The organism is Phaeodactylibacter luteus, from assembly GCF_007993045.1.
Lineage (GTDB): Bacteria > Bacteroidota > Bacteroidia > Chitinophagales > Saprospiraceae > Phaeodactylibacter > Phaeodactylibacter luteus.
Map to the genome: position 1 here is coordinate 114,735 of NZ_VOOR01000005.1, position 23,267 is coordinate 138,001.

Genomic DNA, 23,267 nt, shown 5'->3' on the forward strand with positions numbered 1-23,267 from the left:
TAAACCTCAAAATGTATTCCACATGATCTTACTCCAAAGCCTGGCAGCCCCTGTGGGGCTCGCCATACTCGGCATCAGCCTGCTCGTAATCCTCGGGCTCGCCGTTATGCTCATCAGCTGGTATAAGAAAGTGCCGCAGGGCAAAGCCATCATCCGCACCGGTGTGGGCGGTACCAAAGTCGCTATCGAAAATGGCATCATCGTCATACCCGGCATTCAGATGTACGAGGTCATGGACCTCTCCGTACGGACCATAGAAATCAGCCGGATGAAAGAGGACGGCCTCATCTGCAAGGATAACATCCGTGCCGATACCAAGGTGGTCTTCTTCGTGCGCATCAACAAGGAGGTAGCCGACATTAAAAAGGTCGCGCAGTCTATCGGCTGTCAAAGGGCTTCCGATATCGCTACACTGCGCGAACTGTTCGAAGCTAAATTCTCGGAGGCCATCAAAACTGTGGGCAAAAGGTTCGATTTTGTAGAGCTCTACGACAGCCGGGAAAAATTCAACTCTGAAATCCAAAATGCCATCGGGCTGAACCTCAATGGCTACATACTCGAAGATGCTTCTATCGACTACCTGGAGCAGACCGATATCTCTTACCTCAAAGAGAACAATATCTTGGACGCCGAAGGCATCAAGAAAATCACGGAGCTGACTGCTCAGCAGAAGGTGAAGGCCAACTATATCCGGCGCGAAGAGGAGAAAACCATCACTGAGCAGAATGTGGAAGCTCGGGAAGCCATCCTAGAGTACGAGCGGCAGCTGGCCGAAAAGGAGGAACGGCAAAAACGGGAAATTGCGAATATCAAAGCAAGGGAAAACGCCGAAATCGCTAAAATCAGCGAAGAGGAGCGCCTACGCTCTGAAATGGTCCGCATCAAAACGGAGGAGGAGCTGCAGATCGCAGAGGAGAACCGCATGCGGCAGGTCATCGTCGCTCAGAAAAACAAGGAGCGCACGGAGGCTATCGAGCTGGAACGAGTAGAAAAAGACCGCCTCCTGGAGCGTACCGAGCGCGAGAAGATCGTCACCCTGGCAGAAATCGAAAAGCAGCGGGCGGTGGAAGAGGAGAAAAAGAGCATTCAGGATGTTATCCGCGACCGCATCATGGTGGAGAAAAAGGTGGTGGAGCAGGAGGAAGCCATCAAAGACACCCGCGTGCTGGCCGAGGCAGAGCGCTTGCGGCAAAAAGAAGTGATAGAAGCTCAGGCTAAAGGCGAAGCGACCGTCATCGAGCAGCAGAAAGCAGCGGAAGCGGCCAAGCTCGCTGCTGAGATACAGGCCGAAAAACTGCTCATCGACGCCGAAGCGCAGAAGAACGCGGCAGAGAAGGAAGCGGAAGCCCGGAAAATCAAGGCAGAAGCTACCGCTGCAGAGGAAGCGACCATCGGCTTGTCTGAAGCACAGGTAATCGAGGCCAAAGCCAAAGCCAATGAGCTGGAAGGCAAGCTGGAGGCCGCAGTGCTCGAGCGCAAAGCACAAGCCGAGGCCATCGGTATCGAAGCCAAGGCTGCAGCCTTGCGCAAGCAGGGGCAAATGGAAGCCGAAGTGGCTGATCAGAAAGGGGAAGCCGAAGCCCGTGTGCTGGAGCTCAAGCTCGAGGCTGAAGCCCGCGGTATCGCCCAAAAGGCAGATGCCATGAAAAAGCTCGATGGTGTAGGCCGCGAGCATGAGGAGTTCAAAATCCGCCTCGAAGCCGAAAAGGCGATCCGCCTGGCAGATATAGCCGTCGCTAAAGATGTGGCCCAGGCTCAGTCCAATGTCTTGGGCGAAGCCATGAAGCACGCCAATATCGACATCGTCGGAGGGGAAATGCAGTTTGTCAACAGCATACTCAATGCCGTTAATCAGGGCCGGCGCATCGATGGGCTGCTCAATGGCAGCTCCCACCTCAATCAGTTGAGCCAAAGCTTGCTGCAGGGGGGCAGCAATGGAGACGGGCTGCTGTCCCAAATTGGCAGCCTCGTACGCCGGGCTGGCCTTTCAACTGCCGACCTGCGCGACCTCACCCTCGCTGCCCTCCTCGCACAGCTGGGCAGTCAGGCCGCCAATGTAGAGGAGAAAAGCCTGCTCAAGCGCCTGACGGCCAAAGTGGAAGAACTGGGGCTGGGGGCGCTTAGTGCGGGGCAATTCCTCTAGGGTAACTTAGGGTGGGTTGAGGTTGATGCGTACACGTTCGCTATGCCCCAACCTCAACCTCAACCTCAACCTCAACCCCAACCCCAACCTCAACCTCAACCCCAACCTCAACCTCAACCCCAACCTCAACCCCAACCCCAACCTCAACCCCAACCTCAACCTCAAAGCTATGACCGATGGCACGACCTACGATATAATCCGCAACCGCTTGCAAGAGCAGGCTGACGGCTTGCGCAGCCGGCTGAGTCAGCTCAACGAAGCCCGCAAAGCTGTATTCGGTGCTGTCGATACGGCTCTGATCGCCAACGACCGTATTCATACCAGCAACTATTGCCTGGCCAGGGACATCGTCGCAGTGGGCAATTATTGCCTATTTGGGTATAATGTGCAGGTTGGGCTGCGCGCCGGCATCGCCCTTCAAGATGTCTTCAGCGGCTTTACCTTCACAGACAACCAATTCCGGGAAAGCGGCCTGCAGCCATTGTCCGACGAACAGTTCACCACGGATTTCCACAATCTATACCGCTATTACAAAGAGGCCTACTTCGCTCGCTTCGCCCTGCGCGGGCAATACCTCTACATGGTCTTCCACCTCAAGCCTGGAAGCACCGACTTCAAAGCCTTCAAATGGCTAATAGCCAATGACAGCTTCCGGTACATCGACAACCGCTCTGACCACGAGGTCTCCTTCCCGGAGCAGTACGAGTTCAGTTGGAAAATGGCTTCCCGTGATGATCAACGGCACGGCCGCCACCCGCATGTCTCTATCCTCGACCGTGTATTCGTAGAAACGACTGGGGGCGACCTGACCATCAAGGTGGAGGACAATACCAACGATGGGCGCGGCATTTTCCAAGAGTCCGTGGCCTACAAAGACCAAACCCTGGACGATGCCGAGTTTGCTTATGCAGACCTCGGCCACCTCATCGCGCTCCGCATCAAGCCCTACCAGGAAGAGGCGCGGTACTTTATCTACAATGAAAAAATGCAGCGGGCCGAGCGCATCGACGCCCTCAGTCAGTCTGGCATCCTCCTGCCCGACAATCAGGGGCTTATCTTTGCCAACGGGTATTACCTGCAGACCGGGGCGTACAAGGTGTTTGACCACCCGCCCGCCAACCTCCGGTTCAAAAAGCGGATATCCTCGCCTAATGGAGAAGACTTCCTATTTGTGTTCTACAGCCCCCTCTCGGGCAGCTGCCTGTTGCTGCAGTACAACATCATCAGCCAAGAAGTGGCCACGCCCATACCCTGCTCAGGCTTTACCCTCTTCCCCAATGGAGAACTGGCCTATTTCAAGGCAGAAGAGGAGCCTACCAAGCACCATGTCGTACAGATTTGGCAAACGCCTTTTACTTCAGGGGAAGCCCCCCCAAACCCAAGCAGCGGCAGCTACCTGTATAAAGTAGGCAACAAGGAGATTGTGCAAGCCATGGCTGCCTGCCAAGAGGTGCTCACCCTTACTGCTCGGGAAGACAGCTATGCCAATTTGTACGAAGAGCTGGTCAAGCGCACTACCGAGCTGCTCGATTCCTACTATTGGATTGGAGAAGCCGAAGCTTTCCGCCTCAGCGAGCCCCTCAAAGCCATACAGGGCACTGCTCATACTGCCATTGACGAGTTTGAGAAGGAGCTGCAGGCCCGCCGTCGTACCAAGGTTGCAACGGAAACGGTACAGGAAAGAGCCAACGCCCTTTTTGCAGCCATACGGCGCAGCTCCTACACCCACATTGACGAGTTTGTGGAAAGCCTGTCTGAGCTGCGCGCCCTTAGAGGGGAAGCCATCGGGCTAAAAGCGCTGCGTTATGCAGATGTGCCTCTCATAGAGCAGTTGGAAAAGGAGGTTGCAGAGGCTAATGCGCGGATTGCAGAGCAGTGTGTCAGCTTCCTTTTGGAGCCCGGTGCCCTTGCCAGCTACGAGAGCCGGATTGCAGCGCAGGCCGCTGCCATACCCGATGTCAGCACGGCGGCACAGGCAGGAGAAGTACAAGAGGCTATTCAGGAGATCAGCCATGCCCTAGAGCTGCTGATCGAGATGGTAGGCAACTTGAAGATAGAAGACCCCACACAGTCTACCCGTATTATTGATGCCATCTCTGCCCTCTTTGCCCGCCTCAATCAGCAACAGGCTGCTGTGCGCAAACGGGAGCAGGCCCTGCAGTCAACCGAAGCACAGGCTGCCTTCGGGGCACAGCTCAAACTCCTCGGCCAGAGCACCGCCAATTACCTAAGCCTCTCTGATTCCCCCGAAAAGTGCGACGAGTATTTGTCCCGCATCATGGTACAGCTCGAGGAGATAGAGAGCAAGTTTGCAGAGCTTGAAGGGTTTATTGAAGAGTTGAGCGCCAAGCGGGAAGAGATATACAGTGCTTTTGAAGCCCGGCGCAGCAGCTTGGTAGAAGCCCGGAACAACCGCACCGCTGCACTGGCCCGCGCTGCTGAGCGCATGCTGGATGGCATACAAAAAAGGGCCGCTGCATTTCAGAAAGCTTCGGGCATTCACAGCTTTTTCTCTGCCGATCTCATGGTGGAGAAGGTCAGGGATACCGTTGCGCAATTGCAAGCCCTGGGCGACGCGAACAAAGCGGCTGCAGTGCAAGCCCGCCTGAAAACGCTGCGGGAGGAAGCGCTGCGCACCCTGCGCGACAAACAAGACCTGTTCGCCGAAGGGGGCAGCCTTATACAGCTCGGCCGCCACCGGTTTTCTGTGAACGCTCAGCCCCTGGAGCTGGCCATTGTCCAACAGGATGGCGGCATGTACTACCACCTCACAGGCACCAACTTCTACGAAGCGGTGGAAGACCCACAGTTTTTGCAGACAAAGGATGCCTGGGGGCAGGCGCTCATTTCCGAAAATGAGCACGTCTACCGGGCAGAGTACCTGGCCTATCAGCTTTGGCAGCAGCACCCCGGCTGGCCTGCCGAGCGGGAAGCCCTCCTGCCTTTGGTGCAACAGGCGGCCAGCCAACGTTACCAGGAAGGGTATACCCGTGGGGTGCATGACGAAGACGCGGCCTACCTGCTCAGCGCCCTGCTGCGCATGAGCCGTGATATGGGCTTGCTGCAGTACCCGCCTGTCGTCAGGGCTTGCGCCAAAATGTGGTGGACAGCCTTCGCCGGAGAAGAAGCCCAAGAGCTCTATCAGCAACAACTGAGCAGTGCAGGGGAAATCCTGCGGTGCTTTCCCGCTACCCATGAGTTCGATTACCTGCAGGATAGCCTGGAGGGAGAGCTGAGGCAGTTCAATGCCCAAATGGGCCTTTTCCCAGAGCTTGCTGCTCCACAAGCCGCCGCCTACCTCTTCCGGGAGCGTACCGCAGGTAGCAGGTTCATCTGTAGCGCAGAAGCCGCCTCACTTTACCAGCAATTGGTGGGCTACCTTTCTGCCCAAAAAGCATTACAGCGCTTTCAGGCTGCAGCCGAAAACCTCTCCGGAAGGCATAGGGAGCAGTACCTCCTGCTGCGCAAATGGGTGCAGGCCTTCGTAGCAACCCTCAATGAGCCTGATGCCTGGGCCCCTTACCTGGATGAAACGGCGGCTTTGTTCTTCGCCAACGATTTTGATCAGGAAAATGTGGCCAACACCGCCTCTGTAGCCAGCCTGAACGAGCTTAGGGGCAGCCACCCTCTGCTGGAAAACCTGCCCTACCGGCTGGATTTCCACGCCTTCAATAGCCGCCTACAACAATTCTGTGGGGAAACTGTGCCAAAATTTCAGGCGTATGCCGCCCTCAAGCGGGAGCTCGCTGCCAAAGTGCGGGCACAGCTACAGCTCGATACCTTCCGCCCAAAAGTCATGAGCTCCTTCGTCCGCAACCGGCTGATCGATCAGGTCTACCTGCCCCTCTTTGGGGACAACCTCGCCAAGCAGATCGGCACGGCCGGAGAGCAGTCGCGCACCGACCGCATGGGCATGCTGCTCTTGCTGTCCCCTCCTGGCTATGGCAAAACGACCCTCATGGAGTACCTCGCCAACCGGCTCGGGCTGGTCTTTATGAAAATCAATGGGCCGGCTATCGGGCACGAGGTCACTTCCCTCGCTCCTGAAGATGCCAACAGTATGGCCGCTGCCAAAGAGCTCGAAAAGCTGAACCTCGCCTTCGAAATGGGCGATAACATCATGCTCTACCTCGATGATATTCAGCACTGCCACCCCGAGTTCTTGCAAAAGTTCATCTCCCTATGTGATGCGCAGCGCAGGATAGAGGGCGTGCACAAAGGCAAAGCCAAAACCTACGACCTCAGAGGGAAGAGAGTAGCAGTGGTCATGGCTGGCAACCCTTATACCGAAAGCGGCGCTCGCTTCAAGGTGCCGGATATGCTAGCCAACCGGGCTGATATTTACAACCTGGGCGACATTATCGGGGGGGCCGCCGCTGCTTTCCAGCTCAGCTATATCGAGAATGCGCTGACTTCCAATCCTGCCCTTTCGGTGCTAGCAGGGCGCAGCATGAAAGACGTCTATACTTTGGTAGACAGCCTCGAAAGCCCGGCAGAAAGCCCCCCTGAGTGGGAGGGCAGCTACAGTGCCCAAGAGCTCGCTGACTTCCGCAAAGCCATGCAGCTGCTGCTGAAAGCCAGGGATACCGTCCTCTTGGTCAATCAGGAGTACATCCGGGCAGCGGGCATGAAAGACGCGTACCGCACAGAGCCTGCATTCCGCCTGCAGGGCTCCTACCGAAATATGAACAAACTGGCAGAGAAAATAGCACCGGTCATGAACGAGGACGAGCTGCAGGCCCTGCTGCTCAGCCATTATGAGGGGGAAGTGCAGACCCTCACAGCAGATGCAGAGGCCAACTACCTGAAGCTGAAGGAGCTCATGGGGCTGCTGAGCAGTAAGGAGCAGCAGCGATGGGAGGAGATCAAGGCTGCTTTCCGCAAAAATCAGCTCTTCCATGGTGCCGATGGGCAAGACCGGATGGTGCAGGTGCTCGAACAGCTCAACGCCTTCAACGAAGGGCTTTCTGGCATAGCGGATGCGCTGAAAAGGCGCTGACAAGCACCAAAAGATACCCCGGGCAATGCACAGTTGGCACTGCCCGGGGTTTTGGCTAAAAGGAGGCTTGCGCCTAATTGATGATAGGCTAGCCTGCGTTATAATAGAAACGCTCGTGTACAATCTGATCGCCTTCCCATTTCTGTACGGCTACCTGCTCCATTTGTACGCGGTTGCCATCTTTGAAGGTCACCTCCATCATGTTCTCTACTGTGGTGATGCCATTCTCCTCATCAGAGGTCAGGCTGTGTACCTGTAGGTCGTGGAACTCCTGTACCTTGTTGAGGAACTGCTCCTCGTACTCCCGGCAGGCAGCTTTGCCCACACGCTTGCCGGTGGGCTCTTCCATGATCACCCCTTCAGCATAGTATTTTTCAAATGCATCCATGAGCTTGCCTTGGCCGAGCAAGTTGTAAATGTCCTGTGCTTTTTCTTTGTAAGTCATAATGGCTGATTTTTGATGTTTAAACTTCGATATTCAAACACGGGAAGGGGCTTTATGTTTGCGGTGGGCCTGTTTTTATCTCAGGCCGGCCCAAACCTCAAAGCTGGGGTGAAAATATTTTCAAGAAAACAGCGGAATAAAAATCTAATCTTCTGCCAGCTCCGTATATCATCAAAAATCAACCAAACCAATTCAACATGAAGACGAAAATGTTCTTTTTCGCCCTGGCACTGCTGTGCACCTCATTAACGTACGCCCAAAAGACCGTAATGGTAGGAGGAGAGGCGATGTACCCTAGCAAAAACATCGTTGAGAATGCCATCAACTCCAAGGACCACACTACCCTTGTGGCAGCGGTCAAAGCGGCTGAGCTCGTCAGCACACTGCAGTCTGAGGGCCCCTTCACCGTGTTCGCCCCTACCAATGATGCTTTCGAAAATCTGCCTGAAGGAACGGTAGCAACGCTGCTGAAGCCAGAAAACAAGGCCGCCCTTCAAGGTGTGCTGACCTACCACGTGGTAGCAGGCCGCTACAGCGCTGCCGACATCATTGCGCTCATCAAAAAGAGCAAAGGCGGAATGGCCAAGCTCACTACGGTAGCCGGCGGCTCCCTGACCGCCATGATGAATGGCCCTATGAATGTGGTGCTGCAAGATGAAAACGGCAATACGGCCAATATCATCACCTATGATGTCAATCAGTCTAATGGCGTCATCCACACCATCGACGCTGTAGTCCTTCCCAAGTAAGTCAAAAGCGTTTTAGAAGGCTGGGCGGGCAGTACGGGCAAAGCCGTGCTGCCCGCTTTGGTGTGCCAAGGCCGGCCCTCAGGTTTTTGCCATTCGGCAGAGGGGCATGCATGTTTTTAGCATTTAGCCGGGGACCGGCCTAGCGCTGCGAAGGGGTGGGAAGCCCGATAGGGCCGAGCGGATAGCGAGCCCCGCAGCATAGCGCCCCTTGCCGTCAGGCAGGGGGAGGCCCCAAAACTGCCATCTCGCTTGTGCCTATTCAAAAGGGCGCAGCCCTGATTTGCAGCCTCATACAGCGGTTCCTCGATCGTCGTCTGAGTACGCAGGAAAATTGTCGCGATTATTGCATCGATTTCCCTAAATTGAAGGTCTAAACAAACATCAAACATCATGGAAATCAACGTAATGGCATTAGCGGCAAGCGCACTTGTCCCTTTGGTAGCCGGTGCAATCTGGTACCACCCCAAAGTGTTTGGCGCAGCATGGATGCGGGCTAGCGGGGTTACGGAAGCTCAGGTCCAATCTGGCAATATGGCCGTCATTTTTGGGCTGACCTATGTCTTAGGCTTTTTTGCTTCCCTGACCATCAACTTTTTGGTCATCCATCAGGCGCACGTGTTTTCTGCCCTAATGAGCGAGCCGGGTTTTGGGGAGGCTGGCTCGGCGACTATGGTTTATTTAGAAGACTTTATGTCGCAGTTTGGCGACAACTACCGTACGTTTAAGCATGGCGCGCTCCACGGCACCCTCACCGGCATTACCTTTGCCCTGCCCATTATAGGCATTGTCTCGCTTTTTGAGCGAAAAGGGTGGGCCTATATCGGCATTCATGCTGGTTATTGGACGCTGACGCTCGCGCTGATGGGCGGGATCATCTCTGCCTGGCAATGACCATCGGGCACAGCCCGGGCGGTGTTTAGCGCACCAAGACTACCTCGCCCTGCCGGGATACCGCCCGTGGCTGCCCGCAAACTTCCAATACCCCCTTTAGCGTGTAAAGGTAGGCCCCTCCGGGGAGCGGCTGCCCTCGGTAGTGGCCGTCCCATGGTCTATCTGGCTGGCTAGCCTGAAAAACCAGCCCTCCCCAACGGTCATAGACTTGAAGCTCGAAAGTGGACCACCTCAGGCTTGGGGGGGAAAGCGCGCCAAACGCATCATTGGCCCCATCGCTATTTGGCGAAAATGCGTTGGGCAGGTACACTGCTGCAGCGGAAGCGGGCGCCTGTCCATCCCACACTGCATTGAAGTGCTCCTCTTGGCAGGCATCCGTCACCGATGCACGGTATAGGCCGGGCTCTGATAGCCGTATGGCCAAAGACGTATCCCCTGTACTCCAGGCTACCGCAAACCCCGGGCCCGCGTAGCGGCCTACCTGTAAGCTCGCCAGCGCTGTGCCGCAAGTATCCGGATCTAGGGACAAATGGGCATTGAGCTCCGGCTCCTCGGGCACTTGCCCCCAAAGGCTGTCGCGGCACCCTGTACCATCCATGACCACCAACAGGTATTCGCCTGCAAATAAACCGCTCAGGGTATCTGAAGGTGGGATTTCAGTGCCATTTAGCTCATACGACAATGGCGGTTCAGGGCTGCCAGCCAAGGTTATGCCCCAATCCCCATCCGGCTGTCCTGGACAGGCTGGGCTTACCCAGTCCTCTTCCACAGACCAATCGGATGCCAACGCTGCGGACACCGTGAGCAGGGAATCGCAGCCTGCTGCATTGGCTAGGATGAACTCCCGGCTTTCGCCCAATGGCACTGGCACGCCCCCGAAAGAGGGGGTCTCTCCCCTGCAGGCAGTGATGGACAGGCTCCCAAAGGTAACGGGCAAAGCCTCTACTTTCAATTCGACCAAGGAATCGCAGCCCGCTGGGGAAGGCAGTGCCAAAACCGTATCGGCACCAGCCTGAAACCATTGGGAGCCATAAGCTACACTATCCCCTTCGCAGGCTTGCAACGTCAGCGAGCCTTGGGGCAGCGCTACCGGGGCAGCGATTATCGTGAGCAGGGAATCGCAGCCTGCTGCGTTCGTCAGAGTAAAAACGGCGGTATCCCCGGGGGATAATACTTGCCCCATAAAGGTAAGGCTATCGTTGGCGCATACCGGCTGTTCGAGCACAAAAGCGCTTGGCTCCGCCACGGTAATATGGATCAGTTGTAGCGTGTCACAGCCAGGCAGGGCCCCATATACGCTCGTCAAAACAGTATCCGCAGTATAGGCTGCTCCCTCAAACATGAAAGGCGAGCAACCGCTCAGGGCAGTATGCAAGGTATCGGGCATGCAGTCCAGTTGGAGCAGCCAGTTGAGGGCAAGGCTGTCCGCACAGCCGGCTAGTATGGTGTCTATCTGTACCACCGCAGCAGAGATGCCCTCGGGCAGGGCGAGTGTATCTATTTGTATAGACAGGGGCCCTTCTGGCAGCCCGCCAATCTGGTAGCTGCCATCGGCAGCCGAGTACGCTGTGCCCCCGGGCAGGTGGACGAGGGGCACGTCTGCCAGCACCGTATCCGCGGCATCTGCTATGCCATTGTTGTTTATATCCAAAAAGACTTGGCCCAGCACTGCCCCCTGAGCGGGGGCCAGATTTAGATAGAGCGGAGCGGACTGATTGCTGCAGCCCGATGTATCGGTGACCTCTAGGCTGTACTGTCCACTTTGCTCCGCAATCAGCGGCACAGGCAGGGGGGTGGCAGCCCCCATTGGCAAGCCATTTTGCAGCCACTGATAGGAGGCAAGCCCGCTAATGGGGGAGATAGCGAACGTGTCAGGTGCGCACCCCCCATAACAGCCAGATGGCAAGGAGAGGACAGGCGGCCTGGCTCGTACGGCTATTGGCACAGATACGCTTTGGCAGCCTCTCTCATCCGTTACCGTAACCTGATAGATGCCAGGAGTGGCTGCGGCAACCGACGTGGTGCCTATTCCGGGGAGGGCCCATTCGTAAGACCATGCAGGGTTGGGGCCTACGATGTCGAGCTGCACCCCGCTCAAGGCACAAAGAGGCTCTGGCTGATTGGCCGCTACGGTGACCTCAGGCGCAGGCCATACCCGTACTTGTATTTGCTCCTCCTGAAGGCATTGCCCAAGGCTATCGCTCACCTGAAGGCTGAATGTATGCCAGCCGGGTGCCAAATCTGTGGCTCCAAATGTCCGGACAGGGCCGGCAGCGCCGTCTGCCCATTCGTACGCCCAACCTGCGCCTACCGGCCCGCGCAGCTCAAAGGGCTGGCCATAGCAGACGGACAGGCTATCGGCAACAGGCGGGAGCCACTGTCCATCCTCCCCTTTGAGAAAGCCTTGTACTGGCCCGCGCAAAGCTTGCCCCAATACCACCGGCACGATAGGGGGCGTGTACTGACAACCCGCCTCATCGGCAACCGTCACCTGGTACAGCCCTGTCTCTGTAACCTGTAGGGTATCGCCGGGCAAGCCCAAAGCCCAGAAGGCCTGCTCACCGCCCGGCGGGGCCATCAGCTGTAGCGTATCTCCGTAGCAGCCCAGGGTGTCTGAATAGGTAATCTGCCCGGACAAGGTGTTGGGCTGCACGTTCACGTCTTGAGCAAAAAACGAGAGGCAACCTAGGCGGTTCCGCCCCGATAAAGCCACTGTATAGGTACCGGGGTCGCCAAACTGATGGAAAACCACACTGCCCCTATCAAAGTGGCTAACCCCGCCGCCCGGGCTGCCAAAATCCCAGAAAAAACGGGTGCCCTCTTCTCCGTTGGCCTGAAACTGCGACAGCCCGCCCGTGCAACGGGCTTCCGGCACTTCGAAGGATAAGCTATCCCCTCCGGCTACCCTGACCGCTTGCACAACAGTATCCCGGCATCCAGAAGGGTGCTGCACAGACAAGCTCGCCAAGTATTCCCCCTGCTCCGGATAGGTATGGCTGAGTTGGCCTGTTTCTGTAAAGATGCCTCCATCCCCGGTAGACCATGTCAGGGATGCTGAAGCCTCTTCGCCCAGCCACTGTACCCGCTGCCTAAGGGCTGTTGGAGCTCCTGCACAAACTGTGTCTGACACAAAGTCCGGCTTAAGCCATACGGTATCTACCAGCGAGAGGCGGCAGGCAAAGGTATCTGCCCCAGACAAAAACTGCCCTGTGAAAGCCACTTGGGCGAAACCGGGCGCAGGGTATGCTCGTTCGGCTCCCAAACCGGAAAAAAGTGTGGTGCCCCCAGGCCCTTCTATCAGCCATTGCCCACTGCCTGCTACGTAATCGCCATTGGGCTCCACCTCGTAGTGCCGCACCGAGCAGCTGCCATAGGGTGTCACAAGGGCTGCTTCACCCCGACAAGGTGGGGTGGGGGTGAAGCATTCACCAACAATGCTTATAAGGTCAGATTGCGCATTGCAGCCTGCTCCATTGGCGAGCATCACCTGATATCCCCCGGGGGAAGTGGCTACAATGGACGGGCCAGAAGCCCCGCTGATAGGCTGACCGTCGAACAGCCAGGTATAAGTATAGCCGGGCTCAGCAGAGGGGGCCCAAAGCGGCACCTGAATGGGGGACTGGCAAAAGGTATCGGGCACCTCCGCAGAAATAGCTGCCAACGGAACTGGCAACTCCGCTATGCGGAAAGTGGTGTCTGCGGCACAGCCGTTGAAATCGGTGACAGCCACCTGATAAGCGCCCGCCGGGAGGGAGGGGGCAAACCCTGTGGACAAAACAGCCCCGCCCATATCCGACCAAGTGTAGCCATCGTAAGGTAAAGCGGTTGAAACAGTGGTTTGCTCGCCGGGGCAAACGGCAGGGGGCGGCACAACAGCAGGTACTGGCAAGGGGTTGACAGCCACCTGCAGGGCGGCCTCCTGGCCACACCGCTCTACCTGTAGCGTTGCGAAGCCGATATGATGCCATTGCAAGATGACAGAAGCCGTGCCCTGCCCACTGAGGATAGTGGCAGCCTCGGCCGGCTCCACCTGCCAATTGCAGGCCGTATTGCCGCCATCTGCTACCTCATAAGCCACGATCTGCCGGTTGCAGGCATTGGCTGGCCCCTGAAGCTGAAGCACAGGCAAAGGCGACACCCCCAAGCTGTGCTGAGCACCTGCGCATACAGCCCCTCCCTTTACCAAAGCCCTCACCTGATAGGGCGGCTCTGGGCCAAAGGCATGCAATAAACGCCGGCCGGAACGGTAGAATGTATCCTGCCCATCGGCCACTTCCCAATAAACAGCCAAGGCGGTATCTGCCAGCAAAGCTTGATACAGGTAGTGCGGCCCGGGGCATATCACGCTGTCGCCAGCAATGCCCAATAGCCCGCTGCCATTGGGGTGCAGTACAAAATCAAGTACCTGGGGCGGGCTGCAGAGCCCTTCGCCGCCCGCTGCTTCAGCCCCGACCTGATAATGCCCCGAAGGCAGCGTACCCGGCAGGGTGAACACTTCTCCGCTGCCAGAGAGCACGATCTCTCCGGTGGCTGTTCGTACTTCCCATACGGCTGCCTGGTTTGCTTCAAACACGGCGGCCTCCCCAGTGCAGCCCTGACTTGGGCCCGCCAAAGACAAGCGGGGCGGTAAACTGAACCAAAGCGTATCTGACAGGCTGCAGCCGCCAGAGAAATGCGCAGCCTCAGCAGCCAGCCATTGCAGCCCAGATGCTGTATCTGCCCAGCTCACCCTGATCTCACCTTCCGCTGAGGATGCAGGCGAGAGTGCCCCTCCACTGCTCGCTGACCACTCCACGCCTACGCCAGGTGCGACGATACTCAGTCCATATACAGCTGAGGTGCCCGGGCATGACGTGACCGGAGTGGCTGCTCCTTCAAACAAGTAGCCTTGGAGCACATTGAAGCTGCCAGACTGAACAACTTCCTCTCCTGTCCCGCATTCGGTAGCTATGAGCTGAACGCCTGCCTCAGGGCTGCCGGACAGCTCTACCTCTGCATAATCATCTTGCGGGCCGCCTCCATTGATCACAATAGCCCCTGCTAAAGCCTGCCAATTGAAGGGCGGGCACAGCCCTTCCTCCGCCGAGAGGGAAACCACCTCCCCCGGGCAATAGCTGGCATGGCAATCCCAAGAATATTGTGCTTGTGCATGCAGTACAGTGCATACGGCTAAAAAGAGCAGGCCGCTGTGTTTGATCTTGTGCATAATAGCTGGTTTGGGTCGGCGCAGGTAGCGCGCCACAAAGATAACAAGCGAAAGTAGAGCGAGTGCTCTCTTTACGGCTCGTGCCCAAAGCAAGGCTGCGCACTGGCCGTAGGCTAGAAGGCATTCGTCTGTTCAAAGTTGCCCATTTGCTCTAGCGGGCTTATTTTGAGAACCGAAAACAAAACGGCTGCATGACTTACGACAATTTCACCACAAAATCCCAGGAAGCCATCCAGAAAGCCCAACAGATGGCCGGCACCCTCAACCAGCAACAAGTAGACACCGCGCACCTCATCCGGGGCATACTCGAAGTAGAAGAAGATGTTGCCACCTTCCTCCTTGGGCAGTGCAACGTTAGCCTGACCGCACTTCGGCAGGGGCTGGAAAAGGACATCCGGAGCATCCCCAAAGTGCAGGGCGCAGAAAAGCAATACCTGACCAAAAGTGCCAACAAAGCACTGAGCACTGCCAAAAACCTGCTTGCTGAATTTGGGGATGAGTACATTTCCATTGAGCTTATGCTCCTAGGCATCGCTTTAGGTGATGATAAAACCGCCCAGCTCCTGCAACAGCTGGGCGCAACAGAAGAAGGGCTCCGCACAGCCATAGCCGAACTGCGCAAGGGCAGAAAGGTCACGGACCAAAGTGCGGATGGGGCTTACCAGGCTTTGCAAAAGTTTGCCATCAACCTCAACGAGCGGGCGGAGAACGGGCAGCTTGACCCCATCATCGGAAGGGACGAGGAAATCCGGCGGGTACTACACATCCTCAGCCGGCGCAAAAAGAACAACCCTATCGTCATTGGAGAAGCAGGGGTTGGCAAAACCGCTATAGTGGAAGGCATCGCTTGGCGCATCGTACAGGGGGATGTCCCCGAGAACCTGAGGGAGAAAAAAATCCTTGCCTTGGACATCGCTGCGCTGATTGCCGGAGCCAAATACAAAGGGGAGTTCGAAGAGCGGCTCAAGGCGGTCATCAAAGAAGTCGCCGGCTCTAATGGGGAGGTCATCCTTTTCGTAGACGAAATACACACCCTGATCGGCGCAGGTGGAGGCAATGGGGCGATGGACGCTGCCAACATCCTAAAGCCCGCCCTGGCCAGAGGGGAGCTCCGCACTATTGGGGCCACGACCCTAGATGAATACCAGAAGTATTTCGAAAAAGATAAAGCCTTGGTGCGCCGCTTCCAGACCGTACTGATCGAAGAGCCCAGCGTGGAAGATACCATATCCATATTGCGGGGGCTGCAAGAGCGGTATGAAGTGTACCACAAAATAGAAATCCTCGACAGCGCCCTCATTGCAGCGGCAGAGCTCTCCCACCGCTACATCGCTGACCGCCATCTGCCGGATAAAGCCATTGACCTCATCGACGAGGCAGCGGCCAAGCTGCGCCTTGAGCTCGATTCTGTGCCGGAACTGGTAGACGAATGGGACCGCCGGGTGCGGCAATTGGAAATTGAGCGGGAAGCGCTGAAAAGGGAGGGCAACGATGCCAAAGTGGGCCTGATCAACGAGCAGATCGCCAATGCCCGGGAAAAGCGGGATGCCATCCGGGCCAGCTGGAAGAACGAAAAGGAGATTGTGGACACCATTCAGCACATCCGCAAGACCATTGAAGAGCTGGAAACCGAAGCTGCTAGGGCAGAGCGCAACAGTGACTTTGAGCTCGTGGCTAAAATCCGGTACGGGCAGCTGCAGGAGGAAGAAGCTAAGCTCAAGGCAGCCGAGGAACAGCTCAATGCCCTCTCCGCTGAAAAACGGTTCACCAATGATCAGGTGACCGGCGATGACATAGCCGATATCGTTTCCCGCTGGACGGGCATCCCTGTCACCAAGATGCTGCAGAGCGAAAAAGATAAGCTCCTGCGCTTGGAGGATGAGCTCCACCAACGCCTTATCGGGCAGGACGAAGCCGTGCGGGCAGTAGCGGATGCTGTGCGCCGCAGCCGGGCAGGCCTGCAGGATGCCGACCGCCCCATTGGGTCTTTTATTTTCCTGGGCCCCACTGGCGTGGGCAAAACAGAGCTAGCCAAAGCCTTGGCAGAAGTCCTCTTCAATGACGAAAAAGCCATTACCCGCATCGATATGAGCGAGTATCAGGAGCGCCACGCCGTCTCCCGGCTGGTAGGCGCCCCTCCGGGCTATGTGGGCTATGACGAAGGAGGCCAACTGACGGAAGCCGTCCGCCGCCGGCCTTATTCTATCGTGCTCCTTGATGAGATTGAAAAGGCTCATCCAGATACTTTCAATATCCTGCTGCAAGTGCTCGACGATGGCCGCCTTACCGACAACAAGGGGCGCATCGCCAACTTCCGCAATACCATCATCATTATGACTTCCAATATGGGCGCGGAGGTGATCTTGGAAAATTTTGAAGACCTTGTAGAGCTGCCAGAGGATAAACAGCCGGAAGTGCTCGACGCTACCAAAGAAGAAGTCTTCGAGCTCTTGGAGGAGAACCTCCGCCCCGAATTCCTTAACCGCATTGACGAGCGCATCATGTTCCTGCCCTTGACTCGGGAGGAAATCAAGGAGATATTGGGGCTGCTGCTCCGTAAGGTCCGCAATATGCTGGCTGAACAAGGGCTGAGCCTCCTCCTCACCGAAGCCGCAGAAGACTTGCTGGCCGAAATGGGGTACGACCCGCAGTTTGGGGCACGGCCCATGAAAAGGGTGCTCCAGAAGTCCATCATCAATGAACTGTCCAAGCAGATCTTGTCCGATGATTATGCCGCTGGCGATACCATCGTAGTGGACGCAGAGGAGGGGCAGCTGAAGTTTGGCAAGCAGCCCTGACCGCATCCCCTTAAACACCAAAACGGGCTACAGCAACAGTGCTGTAGCCCGTTTTGGTATGCCGGAAGGCAAGCTCGGCTATTGCCCAGCCAATACGCTCCGGTAGCGGCTCGTATCGCCTAACAGCGCAATAGCCTCCGCAATTTCCTGATCGTTGCGCAGCCCCATCTGTATCTTGCCCCGCTGATAGTAAAAACGGCTTGCAATCTCCTTTTCAATCAGGTCCTCGATGGTTTCCCGGTTGCGCTCCAGTATGCTCTGTTGGCTTTTGTTGATTTCGGCCTGCAGCTCGGCCAAATGATCGCCCAGCTCATAGCCTTCACGCGCGGCAGCATCCTGGAATTTTTTCAGCAGCTTTTCGCTTTCCGTATCATATTCGAAAGCCTGCTCCTCAAGGAAGGATACAAAACGGCCGAATTCCTCGAACTGATACCCCTCCACAGCGCCTATGCTATCGAGGCCTAGGCAGTAGTCGGTCACAAAGTCGAAGATAAGGTGCTGCTCCAGCAGGCTGTTCACAATCGCTTCATCCGTAAACAAATCGATCACGATATCCGGCTTTACGCCCCCCCCATCGAGTACCCTACGCCCGTTGCGGGTTTTGAAGGGCGTACGCTTATCATCGGCGATATCTACAGGCTCCCCGTCTTCGTACTCTACGCTTTGGATGCAGCGCCCGCTTGGGATGTAGTACTTGGCAGTAGTCAGTTTGACCTTCGAATTGTAGCCAATCTCGCGGGTATTCTGCACCAAGCCCTTGCCGTAGCTCCGCTGCCCGATCAGCACGCCACGGTCGTAATCCTGCATGACGCCGCTCACGATTTCAGAGGCCGAAGCTGAATTTTTGTTGATGAGCACCACCAAAGGGATTTCCTCATCTATAGGGGCTCCCATGGTGTTGAAGCTGCGGTCCCATTCGCGCACTTTCCCCTTTGTCGTCACTACGAGCTCTCCACGTGGGATGAACACATTAGAGACATTGACGGCTTCGGAAAGCAAGCCGCCGCCGTTGCCGCGCAGGTCGAACACCAGCCCCTTGAGGTTAGGGTTTTCAGCTTTGAGCTGCTGCAGAGCCTCTCCTACGTTTTTCCCAGCTTCCCGGGTGAAGGTAGTCAGGGCGATATAGCCTATGCCCTCGCTGATCATGCCGGAGTAAGGCACATTGGGCACCTGTACTTCGGTACGCAGCAGGGAAACATCAAACTCACTGTCCTGCCCAGGGCGGCTAATGGTAAGGGCTACCTCTGTACCGGGGAACCCCCTCAGCACACTGTTGATCTCCTCGGGGGTCTTGCCCACTGCATCCTTACCGTCCACGGCAAGGATTTTATCGCCTGGCCTAAGCCCCGCCTGATCGGCTGCCTGCCCTTCGTACAGCTCCGTGATGGTCACAAAGCCATCGATCTGCTCGCTGATGGCACCAATACCGTTGTAGCGCCCTTCTGTCATAAAGCGGTAGCGCTCAATTTCGTTCTCTGAAATGTAGTTGGTAAAGGGGTCAAGAGACCCCATCATTGCGTCTATCCCCGTGCGCATCAGCTGCCCGGGGTCCACATCATCTACATAATAGGTATTGATCTCTTTGTAGAGGTTGGAGAAGATTTCCAGGTTCTTTAGGATTTCAAAATACTTGTTCCGGGGCGACATCGACGCCGACATCCCGATGACTACTACCCCTGCGATCAGGGCTATTTTAAAAATTTTCCTCATAGCTCAAGCTCTTTTTCTATCTTTTTGGGTTGCCCCGTGCTTTCCATGCAATAACGCAGCAAATAGCCGTTTCTATCTTAAAGGACACCACTTTGTATGTAAAAGATGCCTTTGGCGCGCCTAAATGGTACTTTGCCCACATCCAGGGAAAACAAAGAAAGGGAGGGCACAAAACAAAAAGCAAAAATGAAGCCAATTTTGTTATCCTCCCCTCTAACTTTAATAAATGTTTAAGAAAACTGCCATTTTCCTACTGCTGCTGCTCTGCTCCACTGCCCGCGGGCAAGTGGCCGTGGAAGCGGTCGATACGGAAGGCCGACGGCTGCTGTACCATCAGGCCAGCTCCCGTGCAGCAGGGGAGGCTCAGGTCATAGCCTGGGTCGACTCCCTGCGGCTCGAGGGCTATCTGGAAGCTGGGGCAGGCCAACAATTTTGGGCCGACAGTACCCTGGCCACAATACTACACCTTGGCCCGGCTTATGAATTGGCAGAGCTCTCCAATGGCAATATCCCGGAGGCCATGCTTTCTGCTGCTGGCTTCCGCGAAAAGCTCTACCGGGGGCGCCCTTTCCGAATAGCGGAGGTGCAAAGCTTGCAGGATGCGCTACTGAAATACGCCGAGGACAACGGCTTCCCTTTTGCCCGCGTCTGGCTCGATAGCATCCGCATTACAAACGGGCAGGTCTCGGCACAGCTCTTTGCCGCCCGTGGCCCACTCGTGCTGATCAAGAAAATACAGTTGGAAGGCGATGCCAAAATCAGCCAGGCTTTTTTGCAGCGCTACCTTGGGCTGAGCCCGGGCGCTCCTTATGACAAGGCTCAGATCTTGCGCATCCGCAACCGCATACAAGAGCTGCCCTTCATCGACTTGCGCGCCGACCCCACCGTTACCATTGTCGGGCAAGAGGCGAGCATACGGTTGGAGCTGCGCAAGAAGCGGGCCAGCCGTTTCGACTTTGTCTTGGGGGTGCTGCCACAAAATGCCAACGGGCAGCAAGCCAATGGACGGAGCGTGCTCATCACCGGCACCTTCAACGGGGAGCTGCAAAACCAATTCGGCAAAGGCGAGCGCATCTATGCGGCTTTCGAACAACTGCGCCCAGAGACACAAGAGCTTGAGCTCGAGTTCACCTACCCTTACCTCTTGGGGCTGCCCTTTGGCACCGACCTCAGTTTCCAGCTCTACAAACGGGACACCTCCTACCTCGACCTCGAGTCTGACCTCGGGCTGCAATACCTTCTAGAAGGGGGCAACTACCTGAAAGCATTCTGGAACAACCGTTCTTCTACCCTGCTAACGGTAAACGAAGCCCGGCTGGAAGCCACAGGGCAATTGCCCGAAAATCTGGATGTGCGCAATGCCTACTTTGGGCTGGAATATGCCATGCAGCAGCTCGACTACCGCTTCAACCCCCGCAAAGGATGGCTGGCACAGCTCCGGGCAGGGGCGGGCACCCGCCGCATCAGCCGCAACAACCGGGTGGTGGAGCTGGGGTTTGAGTCTTTGTACGATACCCTTGAGCTGCGCACCTTCCAATACAAGCTCAGCGCCAACCTGGAGGGGTACCTGCCCTTATTTGCCCGCAGTACGTTGAAGGCAGGGCTGAGGGGGGGCGCTATCCTCTCGCCCAGCCCAGTCTACTTCAATGAGCAGTTCCGTATTGGCGGCAACAGGATACTGCGCGGGTTTGATGAGGAGTCCATCTTTGCTACCCGCTACGGCCTGGGCACGCTCGAATACCGCCTGCTCATCGGGCAAAACTCCTTCCTCTACCTTTTTGGTGATATGGCATGGGTGGACGACGCCACGCCTGTACGGCAAATTACAGACTGGCCCTATGGCTTTGGGGCGGGGCTTACCTTTGAAACGGGCGTGGGCTTGTTCGGGCTTAGCCTGGCCTATGGCCGGCAGTTGGGCAACCCGATCGACTTCAGCGCGCCGAAAGTCCACTTTGGCTATGTCAGCCGGTTCAATTGAGGTGCTGTGGCTGCGCAGGCTTTCCACCCCTGTTTTTGCCGTTGGCAGTTGCTCATTTCAGCCCATAATCCCCATTCGCCCATCTTATGGTGGGCCCAATCCATGCTTTCAACGGTTTGAACAAAAATCCGTGCCCCATCTCTGTATTTAGCTCAACCTCTTTGAAGTGCTCAATCTTACAAGCTGATTCCTCTTTTCTTTTAAGAGCGGAAACGCCATAAGGGTCAGACCGCTCATAAATATTCAAGATATTTCCACAATAGTTGATTTCGGGGATATTTTGGATGTCATCATCCTGAAAACTGGCAATAAACACAAAATTCAACTCAGGATTATTGGCCAATGTTGAAACGTATTGAGCGATATACCCCCCCTTTGATGTGCCTATAACCGTTATTTTACTTGGGGCCACTCCTGTGGAGATCAAGCTGTCGATCTGATTGACTACCCCCTGAGCATAATCGCGCACATTTACATTCCCATTTCTTTTTTCACTGATCACCCAAAACCCACTTTTTTCAAATTCCCACAAAATCTCCTTGTATTCGGTTCGCCCGAATGCAGGATGGTGCTCCTCTAATTCATGCGTTTCTAAAAATCGGTTGTGAAGAAAGAAAACAAATCGGCCGTCCTGGCCAGCTTCACACCCAGCGCCTGTCGAGCAGAAAACTATCCCTACTATTAAGAGGCTTATTTTCATTGGTTCCAATGTGTTTGTTTCCAAATTGTGTACAACGGGCCAGCATACACAGCATAGTGGATTTTGCCCGCTAGTGGTCTGTCAAGTGTTAATTTATGGGTTGAGTGGGAGCGAATTTTGAGGCTAATCAAGGCGGATGTTCCCGCGCATAGCAGCGCTACGTAAGGGGTTGTCCAACGAAGAGTAGCCTCAAAAGTCGCCGCAGGCAACCCCTAGTTTTAGCCTTGACAGACCACTAGGCTCGGCTACAGCCTGCGTTCACACCTTAGTCTACAGGGCGCAAGCCAGATAGTCGTTTTTTTAGGGGCCTGCCCCTGCCTGAGGGCAGGCGCCGCTATGCTCCGGGGCTCGCTGTCCGCTCGGCCCTATCGGGCTGTCACACCCCTCCGCAGCGCTAGGCCGGTTTATTTGGAATAGGAACGAGCGCTAAACTGGGCTTTCTGCATTTATGCTGCCGCTGCAAGCAGTGCCTGCCGAGGCAGTGTATTCTTGACTTTAAATTTCTAAGATGGGGCTTTTTCGCTAGACTTTCGGCATTGAAGAATCACCGGTTGAAGGCAGGTTGTACTCCGGCGGTCTTTTTGTTGGGGCCTTACATTTGCTATCTACTGCCTATTGGGCGTGATTCAGCAAGGGTGCTCCGCCTTCTTTGGCCCGTCAGTAGCAGGTGAGCCCTTCCCCGCAAAGTTTTTGTACGGCAATCAGTTTGGGCCTCGGTATAGGGGGAAGTGCTCTAAAGCCGCGGCCGGCCCTGCACAAAGCATATCTTCATAGGCGGTTGATGTAAACAATTTTGTCTGTGGCGGATTATACTTACTGTACTTACAAACCGCGAGTTCCGAGGTAGCTGCCAGCCCGGCACGCTGCGCTCTTCAGCCCGCCTAAAGAAGGATAACTGCCGGATGCCGCCAATCCAACCGACATACCATTCCCGTATTTTCAGAGACTTCAAGGAAATTGAGGAGTCCAACCACCGGCGTATCATCCATTTTTATGAAGGGCAGGAAGGCCAGATACGCGGCCTTGATTTTGAGGAGTACTTCGAGCTGTTGATGGCTTATGTCAATGGCTTGTTTGAAGTAGGCTACCACCAAAAACACCTTCTGATGGTGGAGGTGGCCATAGGGGAAGTCATTGCTCAGAACGTCCGCTTGTACAAGGGCGAAGATGTTCTTGAACGGCTGCTTTTCCGGAAGGCGGCTTCCCATTACCGGTGCTTGCAGTACGACGCCTGCGATCATACCCTAAAGGAGCTGGTCCGGATCAATCCTTTCCATACAGACGCGGCAGCATTTCTGAAGAAGTGCCTGCGCCGGAAAGAGCCCCGGTTTGTACAGCATGCAAAAGCCCTGAGCATAGCGGCTTTCTTGGTCGCCGCCCTGGTCATTGCGTTCGAGGTACTGCTGGTCCGCCCTTTTTACGAGGTTTATGCAAAAGATGTAGAGCTGTCGCGCAATGGGGTTTTTGCATTAGGCTGCCTATCCCTCATCGGCGGCTTGCTGATCCACCGCTGGCGGGTAAGCCAAAAGGTAGAGGCCTTCGTCAGGCGGGCAAGAGCTGCAAAAGGTGCCTAGAGGGCAGCCGGCAAACATGAGGTTTGGGCCAGCATAAGCGCAGAGCATGGCTTCTTCACGCCTTCTTCATTTAA

General features: G+C 55.9%; 11 protein-coding genes. 7 read left to right on the forward strand and 4 right to left on the reverse strand.

All coding sequences use genetic code 11. The features are described from left to right. Positions 1–22: 22 nt before the first annotated feature. Both FRY97_RS03695 and FRY97_RS03700 read left to right on the forward strand, forming a co-directional pair. Positions 23–2,143: a flotillin family protein gene (locus FRY97_RS03695; protein WP_147166081.1), complete on the forward strand. Its 2,121-nt coding sequence runs from the start codon at positions 23–25 to the stop codon at positions 2,141–2,143. A 25-nt stretch (positions 2,144–2,168) separates the two neighbouring features. Then, positions 2,169–7,142, forward strand: coding sequence for a DNA repair ATPase (locus tag FRY97_RS03700; RefSeq protein ID WP_246141539.1), 4,974 nt, complete (start codon positions 2,169–2,171; stop codon positions 7,140–7,142). Positions 7,143–7,230: 88 nt separating this feature from the next. On the opposite strand, the gene FRY97_RS03705 is transcribed toward FRY97_RS03700, so the two are convergent. Further along, positions 7,231–7,587, reverse strand: a complete 357-nt coding sequence (locus tag FRY97_RS03705) for a nuclear transport factor 2 family protein (RefSeq protein WP_147166082.1) — start codon at positions 7,585–7,587, stop codon at positions 7,231–7,233. A 197-nt stretch (positions 7,588–7,784) separates the two neighbouring features. On the opposite strand from FRY97_RS03705, the gene FRY97_RS03710 reads away from it, so the two are divergent. Together FRY97_RS03710 and FRY97_RS03715 are read left to right on the forward strand one after the other, a co-directional pair. After that, complete coding sequence (locus FRY97_RS03710) at positions 7,785–8,336, forward strand: fasciclin domain-containing protein (RefSeq protein ID WP_147166083.1); 552 nt, start codon at positions 7,785–7,787, stop codon at positions 8,334–8,336. Between the two features lie 390 nt (positions 8,337–8,726). Beyond that, a complete protein-coding gene (locus FRY97_RS03715) occupies positions 8,727–9,227 on the forward strand; it encodes a DUF1761 domain-containing protein (RefSeq protein WP_147166084.1) in 501 nt (166 codons plus the stop codon). Positions 9,228–9,252: 25 nt separating this feature from the next. Here the strand turns inward: FRY97_RS03715 and FRY97_RS23100 are convergent, their stop codons facing one another. Continuing rightward, positions 9,253–14,433, reverse strand: a complete 5,181-nt coding sequence (locus FRY97_RS23100) for a PKD domain-containing protein (RefSeq protein ID WP_147166085.1) — start codon at positions 14,431–14,433, stop codon at positions 9,253–9,255. 191 nt (positions 14,434–14,624) lie between these two features. Between FRY97_RS23100 and clpB the strand changes: the two genes are divergently transcribed. Next, entirely contained in the window at positions 14,625–17,231 is a 2,607-nt protein-coding gene (clpB, locus tag FRY97_RS03725; RefSeq protein ID WP_147166086.1) for an ATP-dependent chaperone ClpB, read from the forward strand. 78 nt (positions 17,232–17,309) lie between these two features. Here the strand turns inward: clpB and FRY97_RS03730 are convergent, their stop codons facing one another. Further along, positions 17,310–18,941, reverse strand: coding sequence for a S41 family peptidase (locus tag FRY97_RS03730; protein ID WP_147166087.1), 1,632 nt, complete (start codon positions 18,939–18,941; stop codon positions 17,310–17,312). A gap of 226 nt (positions 18,942–19,167) precedes the next feature. On the opposite strand from FRY97_RS03730, the gene FRY97_RS03735 reads away from it, so the two are divergent. Beyond that, entirely contained in the window at positions 19,168–20,919 is a 1,752-nt protein-coding gene (locus FRY97_RS03735) for a BamA/TamA family outer membrane protein (protein ID WP_147166088.1), read from the forward strand. A gap of 52 nt (positions 20,920–20,971) precedes the next feature. Here FRY97_RS03735 and FRY97_RS03740 read toward each other — a convergent pair whose 3' ends face one another. Continuing rightward, positions 20,972–21,619, reverse strand: a complete 648-nt coding sequence (locus tag FRY97_RS03740) for an alpha/beta hydrolase (protein ID WP_147166089.1) — start codon at positions 21,617–21,619, stop codon at positions 20,972–20,974. Between the two features lie 902 nt (positions 21,620–22,521). Between FRY97_RS03740 and FRY97_RS03745 the strand changes: the two genes are divergently transcribed. Continuing rightward, positions 22,522–23,193: a hypothetical protein gene (locus FRY97_RS03745; protein ID WP_147166090.1), complete on the forward strand. Its 672-nt coding sequence runs from the start codon at positions 22,522–22,524 to the stop codon at positions 23,191–23,193. Positions 23,194–23,267: the final 74 nt, after the last annotated feature.

Excerpts from the sequence above, each read along its gene's own strand:
- FRY97_RS03695 (WP_147166081.1), top strand. The coding sequence starts at position 23 with ATGATCTTACTCCAAAGCCTGGCAGCCCCTGTGGGGCTCGCCATACTC.
- FRY97_RS03700 (WP_246141539.1), top strand. The coding sequence starts at position 2,169 with ATGCGTACACGTTCGCTATGCCCCAACCTCAACCTCAACCTCAACCTC.
- FRY97_RS03705 (WP_147166082.1), bottom strand. The coding sequence starts at position 7,587 with ATGACTTACAAAGAAAAAGCACAGGACATTTACAACTTGCTCGGCCAA.
- FRY97_RS03710 (WP_147166083.1), top strand. The coding sequence starts at position 7,785 with ATGAAGACGAAAATGTTCTTTTTCGCCCTGGCACTGCTGTGCACCTCA.
- FRY97_RS03715 (WP_147166084.1), top strand. The coding sequence starts at position 8,727 with ATGGAAATCAACGTAATGGCATTAGCGGCAAGCGCACTTGTCCCTTTG.
- FRY97_RS23100 (WP_147166085.1), bottom strand. The coding sequence starts at position 14,433 with ATGCACAAGATCAAACACAGCGGCCTGCTCTTTTTAGCCGTATGCACT.
- clpB (WP_147166086.1), top strand. The coding sequence starts at position 14,625 with ATGACTTACGACAATTTCACCACAAAATCCCAGGAAGCCATCCAGAAA.
- FRY97_RS03730 (WP_147166087.1), bottom strand. The coding sequence starts at position 18,941 with ATGAGGAAAATTTTTAAAATAGCCCTGATCGCAGGGGTAGTAGTCATC.
- FRY97_RS03735 (WP_147166088.1), top strand. The coding sequence starts at position 19,168 with ATGTTTAAGAAAACTGCCATTTTCCTACTGCTGCTGCTCTGCTCCACT.
- FRY97_RS03740 (WP_147166089.1), bottom strand. The coding sequence starts at position 21,619 with ATGAAAATAAGCCTCTTAATAGTAGGGATAGTTTTCTGCTCGACAGGC.
- FRY97_RS03745 (WP_147166090.1), top strand. The coding sequence starts at position 22,522 with ATGCCGCCAATCCAACCGACATACCATTCCCGTATTTTCAGAGACTTC.